General features: G+C 46.9%; 21 protein-coding genes. 14 read left to right on the top strand and 7 right to left on the bottom strand.

Annotated features, from left to right (window positions below):
• Window positions 1–141 precede the first annotated feature (141 nt).
• Entirely contained in the window at window positions 142–1,740 is a 1,599-nt protein-coding gene (locus MHI30_RS20490) for a catalase (protein WP_075751648.1), read from the top strand.
• A 306-nt stretch (window positions 1,741–2,046) separates the two neighbouring features.
• Complete coding sequence (locus MHI30_RS20485; protein WP_026580310.1) at window positions 2,047–2,478, top strand: hypothetical protein; 432 nt, start codon at window positions 2,047–2,049, stop codon at window positions 2,476–2,478.
• A gap of 19 nt (window positions 2,479–2,497) precedes the next feature.
• On the opposite strand, the gene MHI30_RS20480 is transcribed toward MHI30_RS20485, so the two are convergent.
• Window positions 2,498–3,709, bottom strand: a complete 1,212-nt coding sequence (locus MHI30_RS20480; protein WP_075751646.1) for an MFS transporter — start codon at window positions 3,707–3,709, stop codon at window positions 2,498–2,500.
• Window positions 3,710–3,862: 153 nt separating this feature from the next.
• On the opposite strand from MHI30_RS20480, the gene sigY reads away from it, so the two are divergent.
• The 7 genes from sigY to MHI30_RS20445 all read left to right on the top strand — a co-directional run bounded on the left by sigY (window position 3,863) and on the right by MHI30_RS20445 (window position 8,145).
• A complete protein-coding gene (gene sigY, locus MHI30_RS20475) occupies window positions 3,863–4,396 on the top strand; it encodes an RNA polymerase sigma factor SigY (RefSeq protein WP_075751836.1) in 534 nt (177 codons plus the stop codon).
• Window positions 4,393–4,716, top strand: coding sequence for a YxlC family protein (locus tag MHI30_RS20470; RefSeq protein ID WP_075751645.1), 324 nt, complete (start codon window positions 4,393–4,395; stop codon window positions 4,714–4,716). The genes sigY and MHI30_RS20470 overlap by 4 nt, the downstream gene beginning before the upstream one ends.
• Window positions 4,717–4,935: a hypothetical protein gene (locus MHI30_RS20465; RefSeq protein WP_025810585.1), complete on the top strand. Its 219-nt coding sequence runs from the start codon at window positions 4,717–4,719 to the stop codon at window positions 4,933–4,935. It abuts the gene before it with no gap.
• Entirely contained in the window at window positions 4,932–5,144 is a 213-nt protein-coding gene (locus MHI30_RS20460) for a PLD nuclease N-terminal domain-containing protein (RefSeq protein ID WP_035337990.1), read from the top strand. Before MHI30_RS20465 ends, MHI30_RS20460 begins: the two co-directional genes overlap by 4 nt.
• Complete coding sequence (locus tag MHI30_RS20455; RefSeq protein ID WP_035337987.1) at window positions 5,144–6,031, top strand: ABC transporter ATP-binding protein; 888 nt, start codon at window positions 5,144–5,146, stop codon at window positions 6,029–6,031. The genes MHI30_RS20460 and MHI30_RS20455 overlap by 1 nt, the downstream gene beginning before the upstream one ends.
• Window positions 6,028–6,804, top strand: a complete 777-nt coding sequence (locus tag MHI30_RS20450; RefSeq protein ID WP_035337984.1) for an ABC transporter permease subunit — start codon at window positions 6,028–6,030, stop codon at window positions 6,802–6,804. Before MHI30_RS20455 ends, MHI30_RS20450 begins: the two co-directional genes overlap by 4 nt.
• A 111-nt stretch (window positions 6,805–6,915) precedes the next feature.
• Window positions 6,916–8,145, top strand: a complete 1,230-nt coding sequence (locus MHI30_RS20445) for a multidrug effflux MFS transporter (protein ID WP_075751644.1) — start codon at window positions 6,916–6,918, stop codon at window positions 8,143–8,145.
• A 39-nt stretch (window positions 8,146–8,184) separates the two neighbouring features.
• Here MHI30_RS20445 and bslB (MHI30_RS20440) read toward each other — a convergent pair whose 3' ends face one another.
• Both bslB (MHI30_RS20440) and bslB (MHI30_RS20435) read right to left on the bottom strand, forming a co-directional pair.
• Window positions 8,185–8,658, bottom strand: a complete 474-nt coding sequence (bslB, locus tag MHI30_RS20440) for a biofilm surface layer hydrophobin BslB (protein ID WP_075751643.1) — start codon at window positions 8,656–8,658, stop codon at window positions 8,185–8,187.
• Window positions 8,659–8,884: 226 nt separating this feature from the next.
• A complete protein-coding gene (gene bslB, locus MHI30_RS20435; protein ID WP_075751642.1) occupies window positions 8,885–9,469 on the bottom strand; it encodes a biofilm surface layer hydrophobin BslB in 585 nt (194 codons plus the stop codon).
• Window positions 9,470–9,787: 318 nt separating this feature from the next.
• On the opposite strand from bslB (MHI30_RS20435), the gene MHI30_RS20430 reads away from it, so the two are divergent.
• The 4 genes from MHI30_RS20430 (at window position 9,788) to MHI30_RS20415 (ending at window position 13,936) form a co-directional block, all read left to right on the top strand.
• Window positions 9,788–10,450, top strand: a complete 663-nt coding sequence (locus tag MHI30_RS20430) for a rhamnogalacturonan acetylesterase (RefSeq protein WP_075751641.1) — start codon at window positions 9,788–9,790, stop codon at window positions 10,448–10,450.
• Between the two features lie 114 nt (window positions 10,451–10,564).
• The gene (locus MHI30_RS20425; RefSeq protein WP_075751640.1) at window positions 10,565–12,280 is read left to right on the top strand and encodes an ABC transporter ATP-binding protein; all 1,716 of its coding nucleotides are present in this window, start codon (window positions 10,565–10,567) and stop codon (window positions 12,278–12,280) included.
• Between the two features lie 144 nt (window positions 12,281–12,424).
• Window positions 12,425–12,733, top strand: a complete 309-nt coding sequence (locus tag MHI30_RS20420) for a PadR family transcriptional regulator (protein ID WP_020453412.1) — start codon at window positions 12,425–12,427, stop codon at window positions 12,731–12,733.
• 12 nt (window positions 12,734–12,745) lie between these two features.
• On the top strand, window positions 12,746–13,936 hold the full coding sequence (locus MHI30_RS20415) for a chromate transporter (RefSeq protein WP_178388294.1): 1,191 nt from the start codon (window positions 12,746–12,748) through the stop codon (window positions 13,934–13,936).
• 47 nt (window positions 13,937–13,983) lie between these two features.
• Here the strand turns inward: MHI30_RS20415 and prpB are convergent, their stop codons facing one another.
• The 4 genes from prpB to MHI30_RS20395 all read right to left on the bottom strand — a co-directional run bounded on the left by prpB (window position 13,984) and on the right by MHI30_RS20395 (window position 18,252).
• Window positions 13,984–14,901: a methylisocitrate lyase gene (prpB, locus tag MHI30_RS20410; protein WP_075751638.1), complete on the bottom strand. Its 918-nt coding sequence runs from the start codon at window positions 14,899–14,901 to the stop codon at window positions 13,984–13,986.
• A gap of 12 nt (window positions 14,902–14,913) precedes the next feature.
• Window positions 14,914–16,353, bottom strand: coding sequence for a bifunctional 2-methylcitrate dehydratase/aconitate hydratase (locus MHI30_RS20405; RefSeq protein WP_075751637.1), 1,440 nt, complete (start codon window positions 16,351–16,353; stop codon window positions 14,914–14,916).
• A gap of 36 nt (window positions 16,354–16,389) precedes the next feature.
• Window positions 16,390–17,505, bottom strand: coding sequence for a citrate synthase (gene mmgD / locus MHI30_RS20400; RefSeq protein WP_065644413.1), 1,116 nt, complete (start codon window positions 17,503–17,505; stop codon window positions 16,390–16,392).
• Window positions 17,506–17,580: 75 nt separating this feature from the next.
• Window positions 17,581–18,252 carry a GntR family transcriptional regulator gene (locus MHI30_RS20395; RefSeq protein WP_075751636.1) on the bottom strand — a complete coding sequence of 224 codons (672 nt, stop codon included), beginning with the start codon at window positions 18,250–18,252 and terminating at the stop codon, window positions 17,581–17,583.
• A 224-nt stretch (window positions 18,253–18,476) separates the two neighbouring features.
• Between MHI30_RS20395 and MHI30_RS20390 the strand changes: the two genes are divergently transcribed.
• Complete coding sequence (locus MHI30_RS20390; RefSeq protein WP_065644414.1) at window positions 18,477–19,067, top strand: DNA-3-methyladenine glycosylase; 591 nt, start codon at window positions 18,477–18,479, stop codon at window positions 19,065–19,067.
• Window positions 19,068–19,101: the final 34 nt, after the last annotated feature.

Below are 19,101 nucleotides of genomic sequence, written 5' to 3'. Positions count from 1 at the left end.
CATTTCTCAAGAAAAAAACAATATTTATTTATAATAATTATAAAGAAAAATTTATTATCGTTGATTAAATATATTGAAACCTGAATAACTTCCTTGATTTGGGATAAATTATTATTGATTCCAAATAAAGGAGGTATGGAGATGGATCAGCATTCAAACGAGCAGAAGTCTGACATGGAGACGGATGATACGTTAACAAACCGGCAGGGCCACCCGATCACAAACAATCAGCATATCAGGACCGTGGGCAACCGGGGGCCTTCTACATTGGAGAACTATGATTTCTTGGAGAAGATCAGCCACTTTGACAGGGAGAGGGTTCCCGAACGGGTCGTCCATGCCAGGGGAGCCGGAGCGCACGGCTATTTTGAAGCTTATGGAACAGCAGGCGATGAGCCGGTCTCAAAATATACGAGAGCAAAACTGTTTCAGGAAAAAGGGAAGAGAACCCCGGTGTTTGTCCGTTTTTCGACGGTGACCCATGGGATATCTTCACCGGAAACGCTTCGCGATCCCCGCGGATTTGCCGTTAAGTTCTACACGGAAGACGGGAACTGGGATCTGGTCGGAAACAACTTGAAGATCTTCTTTATCCGCGATGCGGTGAAGTTTCCTGATTTAATCCATGCATTTAAGCCGGACCCGGTTACGAATTTGCAGGATGGCGAAAGAATCTTTGACTTCATTTCCAACACGCCTGAAGCCATGCACATGATCACATTTTTGTTTTCTCCTTGGGGCATTCCGGCAAACTACCGGCAGATGCAGGGGTCCGGTGTCAACACGTACAAATGGGTAAATCAAGAAGGAGAAGCCGTCCTTGTGAAATATCACTGGGAACCGAAGCAGGGCATAAAAAATTTGACGCAAAAAGAGGCGGAAGAAATTCAGGCGAAGAACTTCAATCACGCCACACAGGATTTATATGAAGCGATTGAGCGGGGAGACTATCCCGAGTGGGAGTTGTTCGTTCAAATCATGAGCGATGATGAGCATCCTGAACTCGATTTTGATCCGCTTGACGATACAAAGCTATGGCCTGAGGAGCAATTTCCTTGGCTTCCTGTCGGCAAAATGGTATTAAACAAAAATCCGGAAGACTACTTTACGGAAGTCGAGCAAGCGGCATTTGGAACAGGGGTTCTTGTCGACGGACTTGATTTTTCCGATGATAAAATGCTTCAGGGACGTACGTTTTCCTACTCTGATACACAGCGATACAGAGTAGGGGCCAACTATCTGCAGCTGCCGATCAATGCGCCGAAAAAAAGGGTGGCAACCAATCAGCGGGGCGGCCAGATGCAGTACAAGGTCGATTTAGGCAAAAATCAAAGCCCACACATCAACTATGAACCTTCAACCATCAACGGGCTGAAAGAAGCGAAGCAGGATGGCAAAGAATATACCCCGCATGTCGAAGGAAATCTGGTGCGCGAAAGTATCGAAAGGCAGAATAATTTCAAGCAGGCCGGGGACACGTACAGGCATTTCGAAGATTGGGAAAAGGACGAGTTGATTACGAATCTGGTCAATACACTTGCCCCCTGCGATCAAAGAATTCAAACGAAAATGATCGATATGCTGAAGCAATGCGACAAGGAATATGGAAGCAGGGTCGAAGAAGGATTAAAAAACGCTTCCAGCCAAAATACATCCAGCCGGGAGCCGATCGGGGCAGAAGGCGCCGAAGATGCGCCGAGACAGGCGGAAGAAAAAGGGCATAGTGAAGATCCTTATTAAAGGATTATCCTTGTCTATTCAAATTGATGTTAAGATATGGATGCGCTTCAGCGTATCCTTTTTATTTTGGAATTAATGGAGACAATCGGTTCAGCCGTGGAGGAAAAAGAAGAATACAGAAGAGGCTTAGGGTGTTCGCTCCAATTTGTCGAGAAAATAACGAGCAAAAGAAACTTATCCCCGCTTACGCCTTTTAACCAATATTTCCCTATATTCAACAAATGTACAAATCCAAAGCAAAGAAGCAAACGGAAAATATGGTAAAATTAAACATTCATAAAAAGTTGAAAAAAGGGAGGAGTTTTCATGTTGAAAAAGTTGGCAGCGGTCGTTTTCATGTTGGGAATCATGCTTTGCGGTGCCGGCGGAACGTCTGTTTTGGCATACGGAAAGTCAATTTCTCAGGAATCGATTCATCCCTACAGCACGGCATATACAGATGTCAAGGTGGTTGGCAAAACAGTTCGCTTTTATATTAAAGGATTGGAGAGTCCGTTTAATCAGACTTATTATGAAAGAGTCGCATGGACAAGCACTGATGAGGAGCCTGATACATTAAAGGACAACATTTTATCTGTAAAAATACCGGCAAAAACGGGAAGCAGGTATGAGGCAAACTCAAGCGAAAGGCTTGAGCTGATCAGAGAAAAGGTCAATTCAGGCGATATGGTTTACGGATGGGCAAAAGCGCAGAATGGCAATTGGTATCCTGCCGGTTCTGCTAAAATATCTTATTGAGCAAAGCAAAAAGCAGGCATCATCCCCGCCTGCTTTTTGTACGTATCGAAAACTGCTTTGAAACGAGCATCACTCCTGCCCCTGCCAATGACAAAGCCCCGGCAAACCAAAAAACCTCCCGCAGCCCGAACAGTTCAGCCGTTTTTCCCGCCACAACCGGTCCGAGAAAAAAACCGAGCGCATAAAAAGATTGATAGAAACCCATTACAGACATTTTGAGCTGAGGCGTACCAAGCTGGACAACTTTGCTGACCAAAAGCGGAAAAATAAACCCCAATGTCAGTCCTGTCACGGCGTGGATTACACACACCGCGAAAAGGGTCTCGGCGAACGGCAGCAAGGAAAAGAAAACAGCCGTTATCACATAAGATATCCATATCAGTGCATCGGCTGCCTTTACTTTGTAAAAGATACACCACACGGAAGCCAGCGTTTGCGGAACAAAAAAAGCGCACATGATCCAAATCAGCTGCTTCTCATCGATGCCGACCGATTCCGCGTAAATCGGCGTGAACCCGAACACGGTCATAAATAGCACGGCGTGGGCTAAAAACGATAATGTTGTAATCGCTTTTAAATCAGGAAGACGCAACGTCTGTTTAACATAGTCTGACAAAGCCATCCCTTTGGCCGTATGGCGGGGCCCGTTATCTTTAATGTAAAATGACAGAATCAGCCCGATGCACGAAACGGCAACACCGATCCAAAACGGAAACATCCAGCCGAACAAATGGACGAGGTATCCGCTGACAGCCATGCTGACAAATTGGGGGAGAACCGTTAAAAACTGCAGAATGCCCATCGCTTTTGACGATTGATCTTTTGTGAAATACTGCGAGTATAAAACGGTTGCCATCACCCACATCGCCGCAGTCATACCGGCGAGCAGCCTGGCCGTGATCACCATGATGAACGAATCGAACAACAGAAATATGCAGCAGCTCAACAGAGACATTGCAAAGCCGCTGATCAACAGCTGTTTTCTAAGCGGCGAAAGAACATCTGACAGAATGCCGAACGGAAACCGCAGTAATATCTGTGTGACGCCGTAGCTTCCGAGTATTATTCCTATCGCTGAATATGAAAATCCGATGTTGTCTAAATATAATCCGAAAACAGGGACATAGATGTATGTAGCAAACCAGAAACAAAAGACGGCACCCCAAAAGATTATATGATCTTTCCTTAAAATTTGTTTTTCTTCATAGACGATTTGTTTTTGCAGTTCCATCCCTTTTTACTCACACCCCTTTAAATTCCAGTACATCATAAACCGCGGTCGGAAAACAAGATGATTTTTTATCTTATTGAAATACAATTGAACGGTTTGCTTGCAGCCGTCGTCCTAGATACAGAGACAAAAAGAAAGGGGGTTGGCGTTTTAGTGGATCAAGCAGATGAAAAAGAACTGATCATACAGGCAAAAGACGGGGAAGATGCGGCTTTTACGAAACTGTTTCAGCTTCATTACCCCTTTGTATATCAATATGTTCTGAAATTAACGCTGAACCCTGATCTCACAGAGGACTTGGTCCAGGAAACGATGCTGAAAGCGTATGTCAGCCTTCATCAATTTCAGGGCAACGCGAAATTTTCAACATGGCTGATCTCAATTGCTTCCCGGCTGTTTATCGACCATCAGCGCCGGAAAAAACGCGAAAACCGCAAAACGCAAGCAGCAGGAGAGGAAGCCTTGCGAAAAATGAAATGGAAGTCCGCCCTTCACGGACACGAATGGAGCGAATACTTGGAGCTGTTTGCTGCTCTTGAGCCTGAGTTCAGAATGCCAATCTTGTTAAGACACTATTACGGGTTTACTTACCCTGAAGTGGCAAACATGCTGAAAATAAAAGAAGGTACCGTCAAATCGCGGGTGCATCATGGATTAAAGAAAATCCGAAAGGAGTGGGAACAGTGAATGAACGAGATAAAAAAGAAACGGTTACACATTTGAAACGCGAACTCGAAAGAATGGATGATACTTTTGTGCCGCCGGTTCCTCAAGTATTTGAACTGAATCAGCGTTTAGCGCGGTTTAAGCAAGAACGCAAGCGGGCGCTCAAAAAGGAATTGCTTTGTTTTATCGTCATGGCGCTGGTGATTTTATCGGCTTACTTGACGATTTCCGTTCAAGTACCGGCTGTTTTTATCGTGGTGCAGGGAGCGGCGATTATATTACTGCCAGCGCTCGCCCTATTAGAAAAAAGACGGCGTGCGGCTGACGGGGAGGCTGATTAAATGAATCTTGATATGACTCAGGAAAAACTGCTGCTGCTGCTTTACATTTCACCGCTTTTATTTGCGCAGAGTATCTTTCTATTTCTTAATGCGAAGAAAAAAGGAGCCAATGCGTGGTTTTGGGGCATATGGGGCTTGATCCAAACACCGATGCCTTTATTATTCTATTATTTATTTGTTGTAAGGCCGTTTCATAAGAAAAGGAGGCCGTCATCATGACTGAAGCAGATATACCTTGGGCGCTGCTTGCCCCTTTCATTGTGCTGTATTTCATTTTAGCGGTGTCCGCATTGATCAGTTGCATGAAACAGGAGAAAACAAATGGCCCAAAGTGGATGTGGATTTTGATCATAGTAGGGATCAGTTTTGTCGGCCCCGTCTCTTACTTTATCATCGGTAAAAAAACATATGAAAGGAGGCGTGTGTGATGCTGTCCGTCAATGGCTTAACAAAAATGTATCAGCAGCACCAAGCTGTCCGAAATGTCAGCTTTGACCTTGAATATCAGCAATGCGTTGCCCTTCTCGGGCCGAACGGAGCGGGAAAAACGACGACATTGCAAATGCTTTCCGGTTTATTGGCGCCTACATCAGGAGGCATCCGCTTTTTGGGGAAGGAATCGATAAACAGGCTGGAAATCGGGTATTTGCCTCAGCATCCTGCGTTTTTTTCATGGATGACAGCTTTGGAATATATGGTGTTCGCTGCAAGACTTTCTAAAATGAAACGTCGTGAAGCCCTGGAAAAGAGTCGAACCGCTTTGCGCTATGTCGGTCTGGAAAAGGAAGAAGACCGGAAAATCGGCGGTTTTTCAGGAGGGATGAAGCAAAGGCTCGGGCTTGCGCAGGCTTTGGTTCATGAGCCGAGCCTGTTGATTTTGGATGAACCTGTTTCTGCGCTCGATCCGGCGGGGCGGCGCGAAGTCCTTGATATGATGAAAGATTTAAAAAAGAAGATGACAATTCTATTTTCGACTCATGTGCTGCATGATGCCGAAGAGGTGTGCGATCAAGTGATCATGCTGAAAGAAGGGGCTGTCAAATGGTCCGGTCCGCTTCACAGATTGAAGAATCGGCATTTCAAGCCATCTTATATCCTGACAGCTGAAGAGAGCCTTGAAGGATGGCTGGAACACCTGCCTTATGTCAGCAAAGTCGTGTATCAAAAGCCTTCACAAGCTGAATTTTATTTAACAGATCGGTCTGACAGCCGCCGGCTGTTGGCTGAATGCTTGAGCAGACAATTATCGATTGTTCGTTTTGAACAAAAAACGATGTCCTTGGAAGATATGTATTTGAAGGTGATGGGACTATGAATTCATTTTTTATGTTATTTCAAAAAGAATGGACGGAAAGCTGGAGGGACGGAAAGCTGCTTTGGCTGCCTGTCATTCTGATCCTTCTGGGCTTGATTCAGCCGCTCAGCCTGTATTATATGCCCCAAATTCTCGATATGGCCGGGAATTTGCCTGAGGGAGCCGTGATCGACATACCAAGGCCGAAAGGTGAAGAGGTGATGGCGAGCACCTTGTCCCAGTTCGGTACGGTCGGTACGGCAATTTTCGTTTTGAGTGTGATGGGCAGCATTGTCCACGAACGAAACCAAGGATCCCTTTCATTGGTGATGGCGAGACCTGTCAGCCCGCTTCAGTATATCGGCAGCAAGTGGCTTCAGCAGGTGCTGCTCGTATTGGTTTCATTTGCTGTGAGCTACGGTTTGGCTTTTTATTATACAAACCTTCTATTCGGAAAGGTTGAATTTGACCGGTTCTTATTTAGTTTATTCGTGTACAGTATATGGATTGTATTTGTCATGTCGGTCACGATGTTTTTCAGCGCTCTGTTTCGCCATATCGGGGGGATTGCCGGCATGAGCATCAGTTTCATCGCCTTTGTTTCACTGGCTGGTTCCTTATTTCCCCGTTTTACCGAATGGATGCCTGATAAGGCGAAAAGCCAGGCTGGCTATTTTATCATGCACGGTTCATGGGACCATGCTTTCGGCTGGATGGTGTTTTCGTCTTCGGGAGTTGTGCTTCTTTTGTTCATGTCCACCGTTTTTGTTTTTAAAAGATATGAATCTTACTAATCAGCCGGGTTCGCCCGGTTTTTCTGATTGTCATCTACATAACTTAAGGTATACAATACACTGGTAGGTTCTGAGGGCGGTATGTAAGAATATAAAAAAAGGAGTGATCCAATGGGCGCGTTTAACAGCCAGGCAGATCTTGCGGCTCAGTCGAAAGCTAAGCCGAACAGGATATGGATCGCTGTCATATTGGGTATTTTATCGGGAATCGGTCCGGTTGTGATCGATTTATATTTGCCCGGCCTTCCGCAGATGGCATCTGATTTACATACGAATGCTTCCGTCGTTCAGCTCAGTTTAACATCGTGTTTACTGGGGCTGGCAATCGGCCAAATTGTCATCGGCCCTTTCAGCGATGTCCTTGGAAGAAGGCTCCCGCTGATCGTTTCGCTGTCCGTTTTTGCCGCGGCCTCTTTTTTATGTGCTATGACATCCTCTGTATGGGTCTTGATTGCGATGCGCTTTATACAAGGTGCAGCGGGTGCAGGCGGCATCGTCATATCACGCGCGATTGCCCGCGATCTATATTCCGGTACAGAATTGACAAAGTTCTTTTCGCTCTTGATGCTGGTTAACGGGATTGCGCCTATCATATCCCCGGTAGCGGGCGGACAGCTGATGAAATGGACGACTTGGAACGGCGTATTTTTCATCATCGGCCTTTTTGGCTTGCTGATGATTTTGTCCGTGATATTCGGGGTGAAAGAGTCGCTGTCTCCGGAAAACCGCACGGCAGGCGGGTTTAAAGAGACGTTTGTATCATTTGGAAGGCTCTTCGGCCAGCGCACATTTATGGGTTACGCCTTGGCGCAAGGGCTGATCGTAGCGGGGATGTTTGGCTATATATCGGCCTCTCCGTTTGTTTTGCAGGACATTTACAAATTGTCGGCGCAAGCCTTTAGTTTTTGTTTCGCATTAAACGGCTTGGGCATCATTATCGCAGCTCAGATTACGGGCAGGCTTGCCGGCCGGTTCGGCGAAGCGTCCCTTTTGCGGAGCGGTTTGCTGCTGTCTTTTACCGCAAGCGTTGTTTTATTTGTTTCTGTCTTTTTCAAAGCACCGCTGATTCTGATTTTAATCCCGCTGTTTGTCGTGGTTTCCTGCATCGGAATCGTGACGACGACCAGCGGATCCTTGGCGATGCAGAGCCAGGGAAAATCGGCCGGAAGCGCATCTGCGCTTTTAGGACTGCTTCCGTTTACTTTAGGAGCTGCCGCGGCGCCGCTCGTCGGTATTGGCGGAAGCCATACAGCTTTACCGATGGCAGTCGTCATTCTGTTTTGCAATATCAGCGCGCTCGCTTGTTTTATCATGCTGGTTCGGCGGACAGCGCTTAAATGAAAAAGCCTGCCGGTTCTTTTACCGGCAGGCTGAAATGTTTTAGCGTGGCAGGATATCAACTGTAGCTTCAGCGTGGTTGTAGTTTCGTCCGAACTTTTGCAGCTCCGCGGTGACTCTGTGAGTTCCTGCGTTTGGAAGCGTTTTCCGAACCATGACCAGTTTGAACGCAGAGGAGCTGAAAGCGTAAACCGGCACTCTGACGGTTTGCCCGTCATTTAAAATTTGTGTATAGTTCAGTGTTCTGCCGTTCAGCGAATCTCTTGTGTTCGCATGGAAGCGGTATGGAAAGTTAAATTCAACATAGCTTGAACCGACAAAAGAGTTCGGTTTGTAAGTGACTTCAATGTCTGAGGTTGTCCACTCTTTGTTGCTGTCAACCGTTTCGACATGAAGCGTCGGAGCGTTTCTGAAAAAAGTGGCGCTCGCTTCCTCGGTCGGAAGAATGAAAGAAAACAATGCTGCCGAAGTTAATAGGCCGACTCCCATTTTTCCGATAAATTTACGTTTTAACATGTACTTCCCCCTCCTAATAAATGTTTTTAAAAAAGATGAAAAAGGAAAAAATAAGTTCTTAATCTACTATATTCCTTTTCCTGCCCCATCAATCTATCACCGTTTACCATTCAAGTAAATATTTTTTGAGGAAAATTCTAAAAACTTTTAAAAAATGCATGATATGTAAAGGGAAATACAGCAGAACGGCTGCCGGCAAATCGATGCCGGCAGGCCGAACATTGATTTAACGAGGAACAATCTCCAAAGTTGTTTCAGCATGGTTGATGTTTTTTCCATTTTGCTGCAGTTCAGCAGTAATTCTGTGAGTCCCTGCATTTGGGAGCGTTTTCCGAACCATCACTAATTTGAACTCAGAAGAGCTTAAAGCATAGACGGGAACTCGGACCGTTTGTCCGTCATTTAAAATTTGTGTATAGTCAAGCGTTTTTCCATTTAGTGTATCTCTTGTGCTTGCATGAAAGCGGTATGGAAAATGAAATTCAACATAGCTTGAACCGACAAAAGTGTTTGGTTTATAAGTAATTTCAATGTCAGAAGTTGACCACTCTTTATTGCTGTTAATGGTTTTTGCCTCAAGCACAGGCTTCTGAGTCGGGTTATCCGGTTGCGGATAATCCGGCTGCGGTTTTTGAGGCGGCTGCGGCTTAGGCGACGGCTTGAATGGCGGCGGACAAAAGATCGGTCCTCTAAAATGATTTGTTTTCACCTCTTGGGCATTTGCCCCTTGGGTAGGAATGATAAATGAAAACAATGCTGCAGAAGCTAATAGACCAACACTGATTTTGCGAATGAATTTTCGTTTAAGCATCGATAAGTTCCTCCTAAATGCAATGTTAAAGTTAAAAAGTAGAGGACGTCCTATTATTTTCAAGAAAAGGTAGAAACGAGATCGCGATCAACTATATTCCTTTTCTTGTTTACTTAATCTATCACCATTTACCATCCAAGTAAATATTTTTAGATAAATTTCTAAAAAAATTAGTATAAATTAATAGTTTTCTGTTAATTTATAGCCTTTTTTTATAAAAAGGAGTCGTATAAAGAACAAAATGGTTAAATATGTATATTGGGTTGCGGTTCTTTGAGGGGCGTTTTAATATAAAACAAAAAGGAATGAGGGGGATGGATAATGAGAGACGTTCAGTTGTTTTTGGCCGGGGATTCAACGGTTTGCGATTATGATAGCGACAGGGCGCCGCGTGCAGGCTGGGGACAGAAAATTGGCGCGTTTTTAAGCGCCGGTGTTTTGATCCGCAATGAAGCGGCATCAGGGAGAAGCTCAAAAAGCTTTATTGAAGAAGGCAGGCTGGAGCGAATCATGACACAGATCCGAAGCGGCGATTATTTGTTTGTCCAGTTTGGTCATAACGACCAAAAGCCGGATGATCGCTATACAGAGCCATACACAACTTACAAGCAGCATTTGCGCCGGTATATAGATGACGCCCGGTTAAAAAAAGCCAATCCGGTCCTCATTACACCGGTCCAGAGAAGATCATTTGAAAGCGATGGCCGGTTCAAAAATACCCACGGCGACTATCCTGATGCGATGATACAGCTTGCGGAAGAGCTTGGGGTGCCGCTCATCGATCTCGCCTTCAAAAGCCGTCAATTGCTTGAATCGCTTGGACCGGAAGCTTCCAAAAAGCTGTTTTTATGGCTTGAACCGGGGGAACACCCCAACTATCCGGACGGAGCCAGGGACGACACCCATTTTTGCGACTTCGGGGCAAACGAAATCGCTAAGCTGGTTGCACAGGGAGCAAAAGAAACGGGAATTCCTTTATAAAACAGTCTACTTGAGAATAATTTTCAATTATTTTTCAAAATTTTTGCACTTCCGATGCCAAACTGTGATACGATCAATCTCGTAAAGATTCTCAAAAGGAGTGCACATCATCTTATGATACGCCGCTTTTTTTCATACTATAAACCTCATAAACGTCTGTTCTTCATCGATTTCAGCAGTGCGATCATCGTCGCAGTGCTTGAGCTGGCTTTTCCTCTAGTCGTTCAGTGGTTCATCGATACGCTGATTCCCGGGGGAGACTGGCTTGAAATTGTCTGGGTAAGCATCGGCCTCTTACTGATTTATTTACTCAGCACGTGCCTGCAATACATTGTCAATTATCTCGGGCATAAGCTCGGGATCAACATCGAAACGGATATGCGCCAGGAGCTTTTCCAACATGTACAGCGCCAATCTTTCCGCTACTTTGACAATACAAAAACTGGACATATCATCAGCCGCATCACAAATGATCTGTTTGATATCGGAGAGCTGGCCCATCACGGACCGGAAGATTTGTTCATCGCCGTGATGACCTTTTTAGGTGCATTTTGGATCATGCTGACGATTAATGTGAAGCTTGCATTGGTCGCTGTTCTGTTTGTGCCGTTATTGATTATTTTAATCACTTATTCAAATATCAGGATGAACCGTGCTTGGCGCCAGATGTACAGCGAAATCGCCGATGTTAACGCCAGGGTTGAGGACAGCGTTTCAGGCGTTCGCGTCGTTCAATCTTTTACGAATGAGCGCTTTGAGATTTCCCGGTTTTTAAAGAACAATCAAAAGTTCCGCAAGGCAAAGCTGAAAGGCTACAAAACGATGGCTCTCACGACTGCCGGGACCTTTTTGATGACGCGGCTGATGATTCTGGCAGTGCTTGTGTTCGGAGCATGGCTCAGTTTTTCCGGGAATATGTCCTACGGGGAATTCGTCGGGTTTGTTCTTTATGTCAACGTGTTGTTTAAGCCGATTGATAAAATCAGCGCCATTTTGGAGCTTTATCCTAAAGGAATGGCAGGATTTAAGCGGTTTACGGAGTTGATCGATACAAAGCCGCAGATTGTCGACCGCAAAGATGCGATTGATGTTCCGGAGTTGGAAGGAAACATCGTCTTCAAGAATGTGACGTTCGGCTATGAAAAACATAAACCCGTCCTGCAAGGTGTCGATCTGTCAATTACAGCCGGAGAAACGGTCGCTTTTGTCGGCCCTTCGGGAGCGGGCAAAACGACGATCAGCTCGCTGATTCCGCGTTTTTACGATATAGACGGCGGGGCCATCACAATTGACGGTATCGATATTCGCGACATGACTAAACGTTCTCTCCGTTCGCAAATCGGCATCGTTCAGCAGGATGTGTTTCTTTTTACGGGGACGCTCCGCGAAAACATCGCCTACGGAAAACTGGATGCGACAGATGAAGAGATTCAGCGGGCCGCCAAAATGGCGCATTTGGAACAGCTCATCGAGTCGCTCCCGGACGGTTATGAGACCCAGGTCGGCGAAAGAGGGCTGAAGCTGTCAGGGGGCCAAAAGCAAAGGATCGCAATCGCCAGGATGTTTCTTAAAAATCCGCCGATTCTCATATTGGACGAAGCCACATCAGCACTTGACACAGAGACGGAGCAGGTGATTCAAAACGCTTTGACAGAGCTCGCAAAAGACAGGACGACGCTTGTCATTGCTCACAGACTTGCCACGATCCGCAATGCCGACCGGATTGTGGTCGTGACAGAAAACGGAATCGCAGAAGAAGGAACACATGATGAACTGGTTGAGCGCGGCGGTATTTTCGCGAATCTTCATCGTGTACAGTATCAGTCGTAAATGTTTGAAACAGGCAAGCCCATGTTTGGGCTTGTTTTTTTAAGGGCAAAAGACCTTGAAAAGAGAGAGAACCGATGCTACACTTTCGTTATAAACTATCGATATCGGTTTTCGATATTGGATTTCGTTAAAGGGGGTGCGGTATTGGAAGATAAAGTATTGCGAAAGCTATTTCTAGGATTTATTCAAATTCATATTTTGCACCACGCCAGCGAACATCCGATTTTCGGATTGTGGATGCTTGAGGAATTGAAAGAGCACGGATATAACATCAGTGCGGGAACGCTGTATCCGATCCTTCATTCAATGGAATCTGACGGACTTCTTCGAAAAGAAGAACAGAATGTGGACGGGAAAATCAGAAAATACTACTCAACCACGGAAAAAGGAGCAAGCGTACTGAAGGAAGCAAGGTTGAAAGCATATGAACTGTTTAAAGAAATTAAAGAATAGAGGAGTGGAATGATGACAAAGCATAAAGCGGACAGAAGCTTGAGGTCGCTGCTTGAAATTCTATTCGTTTCAACCAGGCTTGGGTTGACATCGTTCGGAGGACCGATCGCCCATTTAGGATATTTTCATGCCGAATATGTCCGTAAAAGAAAATGGATGGACGAAAAAAACTATGCCGATCTGGTCGCTTTATGCCAGTTCCTGCCCGGCCCTGCCAGCAGCCAGGTGGGGATCGGAATCGGCGTCATGCGAGCCGGCATCATTGGAGGCATCCTAGCGTTCATCGGGTTTACTCTCCCATCTGTCATAGCACTCGTATTATTTGCCATGATTCTGCAAGGCTTCGATATCGGGACAGCCGGCTGGATTCACGGGTTGAAAATCGTAGCCGTAGCCGTAGTCGCCCATGCCATTTTGGGGATGGCGCAAAAGCTGACACCTGATAAAAGGCGCAAGGCGATCGCGCTGTTTGCTCTAGTCGCCACCCTTCTCTGGCAGACGGCTTTTACACAGGTTGGAGTCATCTTGCTCGCCGCTTTCGCCGGTTATCTTATCTATAAAGAGCAAGTTGAAACGGATGATTCCGTCATGCGGTTTCCAGTGTCGCGCCGTTTTGCGGCGGTTTGTCTCAGCTTGTTTTTCGGGCTTCTCATTCTGCTGCCGGTGCTCAGAGAAATGACATCTTCCGGCTGGATTGCTATGTTTGACAGCTTTTACAGGTCGGGTTCTTTGGTCTTCGGAGGAGGGCATGTGGTCCTGCCTTTATTAGAACGGGAATTTGTACCGACGGGCTGGTTAAGCGAAGAGGCTTTTCTAGCCGGGTATGGAGCCGCTCAAGCTGTCCCGGGGCCTTTGTTTACATTCGCTGCATATCTTGGTGCGGTGATCAGCGGCTGGCAAGGCGGATTGCTCGCCACAGCGGCGATTTTTCTGCCAGCGTTCCTGCTGATTTTGGGGACGCTGCCCTTCTGGGATACGCTGCGCCGCAATCCTAAAGTAAAAGGCGCTTTAATGGGAGTGAATGCAGCCGTTGTGGGAATTTTGATTTCCGCGTTTTATCATCCGATCTGGACCAGCTCGATATTGGCGCCGGTCGATTTTGCATTTGCCGCGGTTTTATTCAGCCTGCTTGTCTACTGGAAGCTTCCGTCATGGATTATCGTTGCAGCCGGTGCTGCCGGAGGCGCGTTGATGCAGCTCTGATGTAAGTGGAAAAGGCTGCCGACAATTCGGCAGCCTTTTTTCGCGTATCAACGATGTTCTTTTCCGATTTCGGGAAGCACCGTTTTGGCGATATTCTCGTCCAGTTTTTCATAGTCGTAGTAATGAATCGCATCATATAATTCTTCGCGCGTCTGCATGTCATCGAGTACGCCTTTTTGCGTGCCTTTTTCGAAAATTTCCGCGAAGACCCGCTCATAAGCTTTCGCGGCAGCGCGCAGGGAAGTCACCGGGTAAATAACCATACTGCAGCCGAGCATTTGGAATTCGTCAGCCGTGTAATAAGGCGTTTTTCCGAATTCGGTCATATTGGCGAGGAGCGGCGCTTTAATGGAGGAGGCCATTTCCTGGAACTCGGCTGCGCTCGTTAATGCTTCCGGAAAGATGGCATCGGCCCCCGCGTCGGCATATAAATTGGCGCGTCTGACGGCGGCTTCCATCCCTTCCGCTGCTTTTGCATCCGTGCGTGCCACAATGACGAGCGAAGGGGCGGTTTCTTTTATCGCTCTAATTTTTGCGATCATGTCTTCTGCCGGGACAAGTGTCTTTCCATTTAAATGTCCGCATTTTTTAGGCAGCTGCTGATCTTCGATTTGAACGGCTGCGACCCGGCTCTCAGCCATTTCGGCTGCCGTGCGCGCCGCATTTAGTACACCGCCGTAGCCGGTGTCGATATCGACCAAAAGCGGAAGATTTGCGGCTCTCACAAGTTCGCTGGCTTTTTCAGCGATTTCCTGGGAGTGAATCATTCCGAGGTCAGGGAGCCCGCGGCTTGCCGTGTAGGCTGCCCCGGAGAGGTAGAGCGCTTTGAAGCCGATGTTTTTTGCGGTAATGGCTGCCATCCCGTCATGAACGCCTGGTATTTTCAAAATATCAGGCGCTTTCATCAGCTTTCTGAATGTATTGGCCAGTTCTTCCTGAGTTGATTGTTTCGAGACAATCCACATATTCAAAACCTCCTAAATCACAAACAATTCCATAAAGTCCGGCACAGGTGTACCGCTTAATTGGCGAGGATCATTCAGCAGGGCATTGATTCGCTCCGCTTGCCCCGCCGGAAAGCGCGTTTTTAAGTTATTGATAAATTTTTCTTTTAACAGCGGGATACCTTCGTTGCGGCGGCGCCGATGACCAATCGGGTATTCGACCGCGATTTTTTCCGAGTGTGTGCCGTCTTTGTAAAACACTTGAACAGCGTTGGCGATCGAGCGTTTTTCCGGGTCGAGATAATCGGTAGAATACTGTTTGTTTTCGACTGTCGTCATTTTTTCGCGCAGCCTGTCGATCTCCGGATTTTGCGCGGTTTCGTCTTCGTAATGGTCAGCGGTAATATCGCCGTAGATCAGCCCGATCGCTGTTATATACTGAAGGCAGTGATCACGGTCAGCCGGATTGTGTAATTCTCCCGTTTTGTCGATAATCCGGATGGCCGATTCGTGCGTCGTGATCACGATTTGATCGATGTCATCAAGTCTGTTCTTCACTTCAGGATGAAGCCTGATCGCGGCTTCAGCAGCCGTTTGAGCATGGAATTCCGCCGGATACGAAATTTTAAAAAGGACATTTTCGATGACATAAGAGTCGAGCGGTCTGGCGAGCGTCAATTCTTTTCCGCCGAATAGGACATCCTGAAAACCCCACATTGGAGCGGATAAAGCGGTTTTATATCCCATTTCGCCTTTCAAGGTCATCATTGCAAGCCTCACGCCGCGGCTTGTCGCATCACCGGCTGCCCAGGACTTTCGCGAACCGGTATTCGGAGCGTGGCGGTACGTCCGCAGGCTTGAATTATCGACCCAGGCTTGGGAGACGGCGTTGACAACATCCTGTTTTGTGCCTCCCAATAGTGAGCATGCCACAGCAGTGGAGGCGACTTTTACAAACAGCACATGGTCAAGCCCGTTTCTGTTTAAGCTGTTCTCGAGAGCAAGAACGCCTTGGATTTCATGAGCCTTCACAATTGCCGTTAATACATCGTGAATGGTAAGCGGTTCCTTTCCCGCCGCGAGCCGCTGCCTGCTGACATAGTCAGCGCAGGCTAAAATCGCTCCAAGGTTATCTGACGGGTGGCCCCATTCGGCTGCCAGCCATGTGTCATTATAATCGAGCCAGCGGATCATGCAGCCGATATTGAAGGCTCCGTGAACAGGATCGAGCTCAAATTGCGTTCCCGGGACGCGGGTGCCGTTCGGGACGACGGTACCCGGGGCAATCGGACCGAGATGTTTGGCGCATTCCGGATATTTGAGCGCCAAAATGCCGCAGCCCAGTGTATCCATTAAGACGTAACGGGCGGTTTCAATCGCTTCTTCGCTTGAAATCTTGGCATTTACCGTATAGTCTGCGATCTCTTCCAGCAATTGATCGCAATGTTGGAGCGTTAGACTTTCTGTTTTCATAACATTGATCTCCCTTCTTTCTGAATCAAAACCGAACTATGGATGAAGATGACGCGGTCCGGTATAGTGAACTCTCGGGCGGAACAGCCTGTTGTCTTCGTGCTGTTCAATGACATGCGCGCTTAGACCGACCGACCGTGCCGCGAAAAATATCGGAGTATAGAGGTCGATCGGTATGCCGAGCAGGTAATAGACCGGAGCCGCATAGTAGTCGAGGTTCGGATACAGGCCTTTTTCTTCGCGCATCAGCTTTTCGCCGGCATCGCACATCTCATATAAATCCTGTCTGCCGGTTTTATGAGATAGCGAATAGAGCGCCTTTTTCAGCAGGGCTGCGCGCGGGTCCATTTTTTTCATATAGACGCGGTGCCCAAAGCCCATGATTTTTTCTTTTCTGCTTAACTTATGCTCAATCAGCTTGCAGAAGCCCGATTTTGTTTCCCCTTCGAGCAGCATGTACATCACTGCTTCATTCGCGCCGCCGTGCAAATGTCCTTTAAGCGATGCCGCGGCGCCTGTGAAAGCACCGTATATGTCTGTGTTTGTCGATGCGATGACTCTTGCGGCAAATGTGGAGTTCGGCATTTCGTGTTCGCTGTACAGCATTAATGTCTGATCAAAGACAGCTGTTTCTTGCGGAGTCGGTTCTTTTTCGGTCAGCATGTATAAAAAGTTCTGGCTGAATGAAAGCTGTTTATCAGGTGTGATGACATTTTTCTGGTGAAGGATGCGGTAGCTGTTGGCGGTAATATTCGGAACCTGTGCGATCAAGCGCAGCGCTTTGCTTCTGTTTGCTGATGGAGACCTGTCATTCAATTCAGGATCATATCCTGCCAAAGCGGAAATCCCGGTTCGGAGGGCATCCATCGGATGGGTGTTATTCGGAAGCGCCTTCAGAATGGTATAGATTCCGCCGGGCAGTTCATATGAATTTTTTATAGCGCTTTCAATTCCTTGCAATTCCATTGGATCAGGCAGTTTATTTTGAAGGAGAAGATAGACGAGGTCAAGATATGTTTTTTGTTCTGCAAGTTCGATTAAATCATAGCCTTTAATGACGATTTGTTCCGCTTCCGTATCTAAGAAGGAAATGTTTGTTTCCCCAGCAATAACGCCTTCTAATCCCGGTTTAAATACACCTTGTTTGCCCATTTTTCCACCTCTTATTCGTTTTTTAACTTTTGTGTCAAAAACGTGCTGTGAGAATGGCATTGGCTGTTCGGCGGATTAGTATGAACGTTCCAGCGTTTCTTCAATGGAACGCAAGCTTCGTTTAATGTGGGAACGCATGGCGGCTTCTGCCAAAATGCTGTTTTTTTCTTTGACGGCATTAAAAATGTCCAAGTGTTCATTGAAAGATACAGACGGTTTGTAGTCAGGATTTTTGTATCCGCTGATTCTGCGATACCGTTCAATCCTGCTTTCAAGCTGATCCAGAAAACGTTTTGCGGTTGCGTTTGTGCTGATGGCGTGCAAGATGGAATGAAATTCTGATCCGTATTTGACCGTATCTGTTTTGCGGCCTTTTACGGCAGCGAGCTTCATCAGTTCGATGCGGTCTTCAAGCTGATGAAGGCTCTCCGGCGTCACCAGCTGTGCGGCTTCGGCAGTGAGCAGTCCTTCAAGCGCTTCCCGAACTTTAAAAACCTCTTTCGCTTCGGCGAGCGAAATCGGGCATACGCGAAGCCTGCCGTTCGGCTGTTTGCTGACCAATCCTTCAAGCTCCAGCCGGTAAAGAGCCTGGCGAAGAGGCGTTCTGCTGATGTTTAAACCCTTTGCAAGACTGTCTTCAGCAAGCTGTTCAGAGGGAGGGTATTCAAGTTCGATAATTTTCGTTCTTAATTCGTTGTAAGCGTAATCACTTGCAGACTGTCTTTTGACTGGATTTGAAGAATGCATGAAAAAAGCTTTCGCCTCCTTTTTTCAGAATATAATTATTATTGTATACAATAATACAGATATGTCAATGTCATCCACGAAAGACCAAAAATATAATTGAAGATCATCGTCTCAATCAAGGCGCCTTCATTTGCTGGCATCCCGTCTGTTGAAAATGGTAAAATATATCACAATCGACAAAGAGGCGCGTTTCGCCTTTGAGCAAAAAGGAGGCCATCCAAAAAATGAATCCAGCTCACGAACCTCTCCCGCTCGAATTTTACAACAAACCAACAATCGAACTCGCCCAATCCCTGCTGGGCTGTCTGCTCGTCAAAGAAACAGAAGAAGGGACTGCTTCAGGATATATTGTGGAGACAGAGGCTTATAAAGGGCCCGGAGACAGAGCGGCGCACAGCTACGGCAACCGCCGGACGAAACGTACGGAAATCATGTATCATGAAGCCGGCTTGGTCTATACGTACACCATGCACACCCACACACTCATCAATGTTGTAAGCGGAGGAGCCGATGAACCTGAGGCCGTGCTGATCAGAGCGCTTGAACCCCATGAAGGCCTCACGCTGATGGAGAAGCGTAGAAGCGGAAAGAAACCGCGCGATTGGACGAACGGACCGGGCAAGCTGACAAAAGCGCTTTCCATCACGATGAACGATTATGGCAGACCGCTGACAGCGCCGCCGCTTTATATCGCAAAAGGGTATGAACCCCAGGACATTTTAAGCGGTCCGCGAATTGGCATTGACAACTCAGGAGAAGCGAGGGAATACCCTTGGCGATTCTGGATAAAAGGAAACCGCTATGTCTCAAGATAGTTAAAAGGTTTGGCTCCTGTTCATCAGGGAAAAC

Origin of the sequence: Bacillus sp. FSL L8-0528 (genome assembly GCF_038593085.1) — a bacterium.
Lineage (GTDB): Bacteria > Bacillota > Bacilli > Bacillales > Bacillaceae > Bacillus > Bacillus paralicheniformis.
Note: the sequence above shows the minus strand (reverse complement) of the source record. Positions and strands in the feature narration are given on the sequence as shown.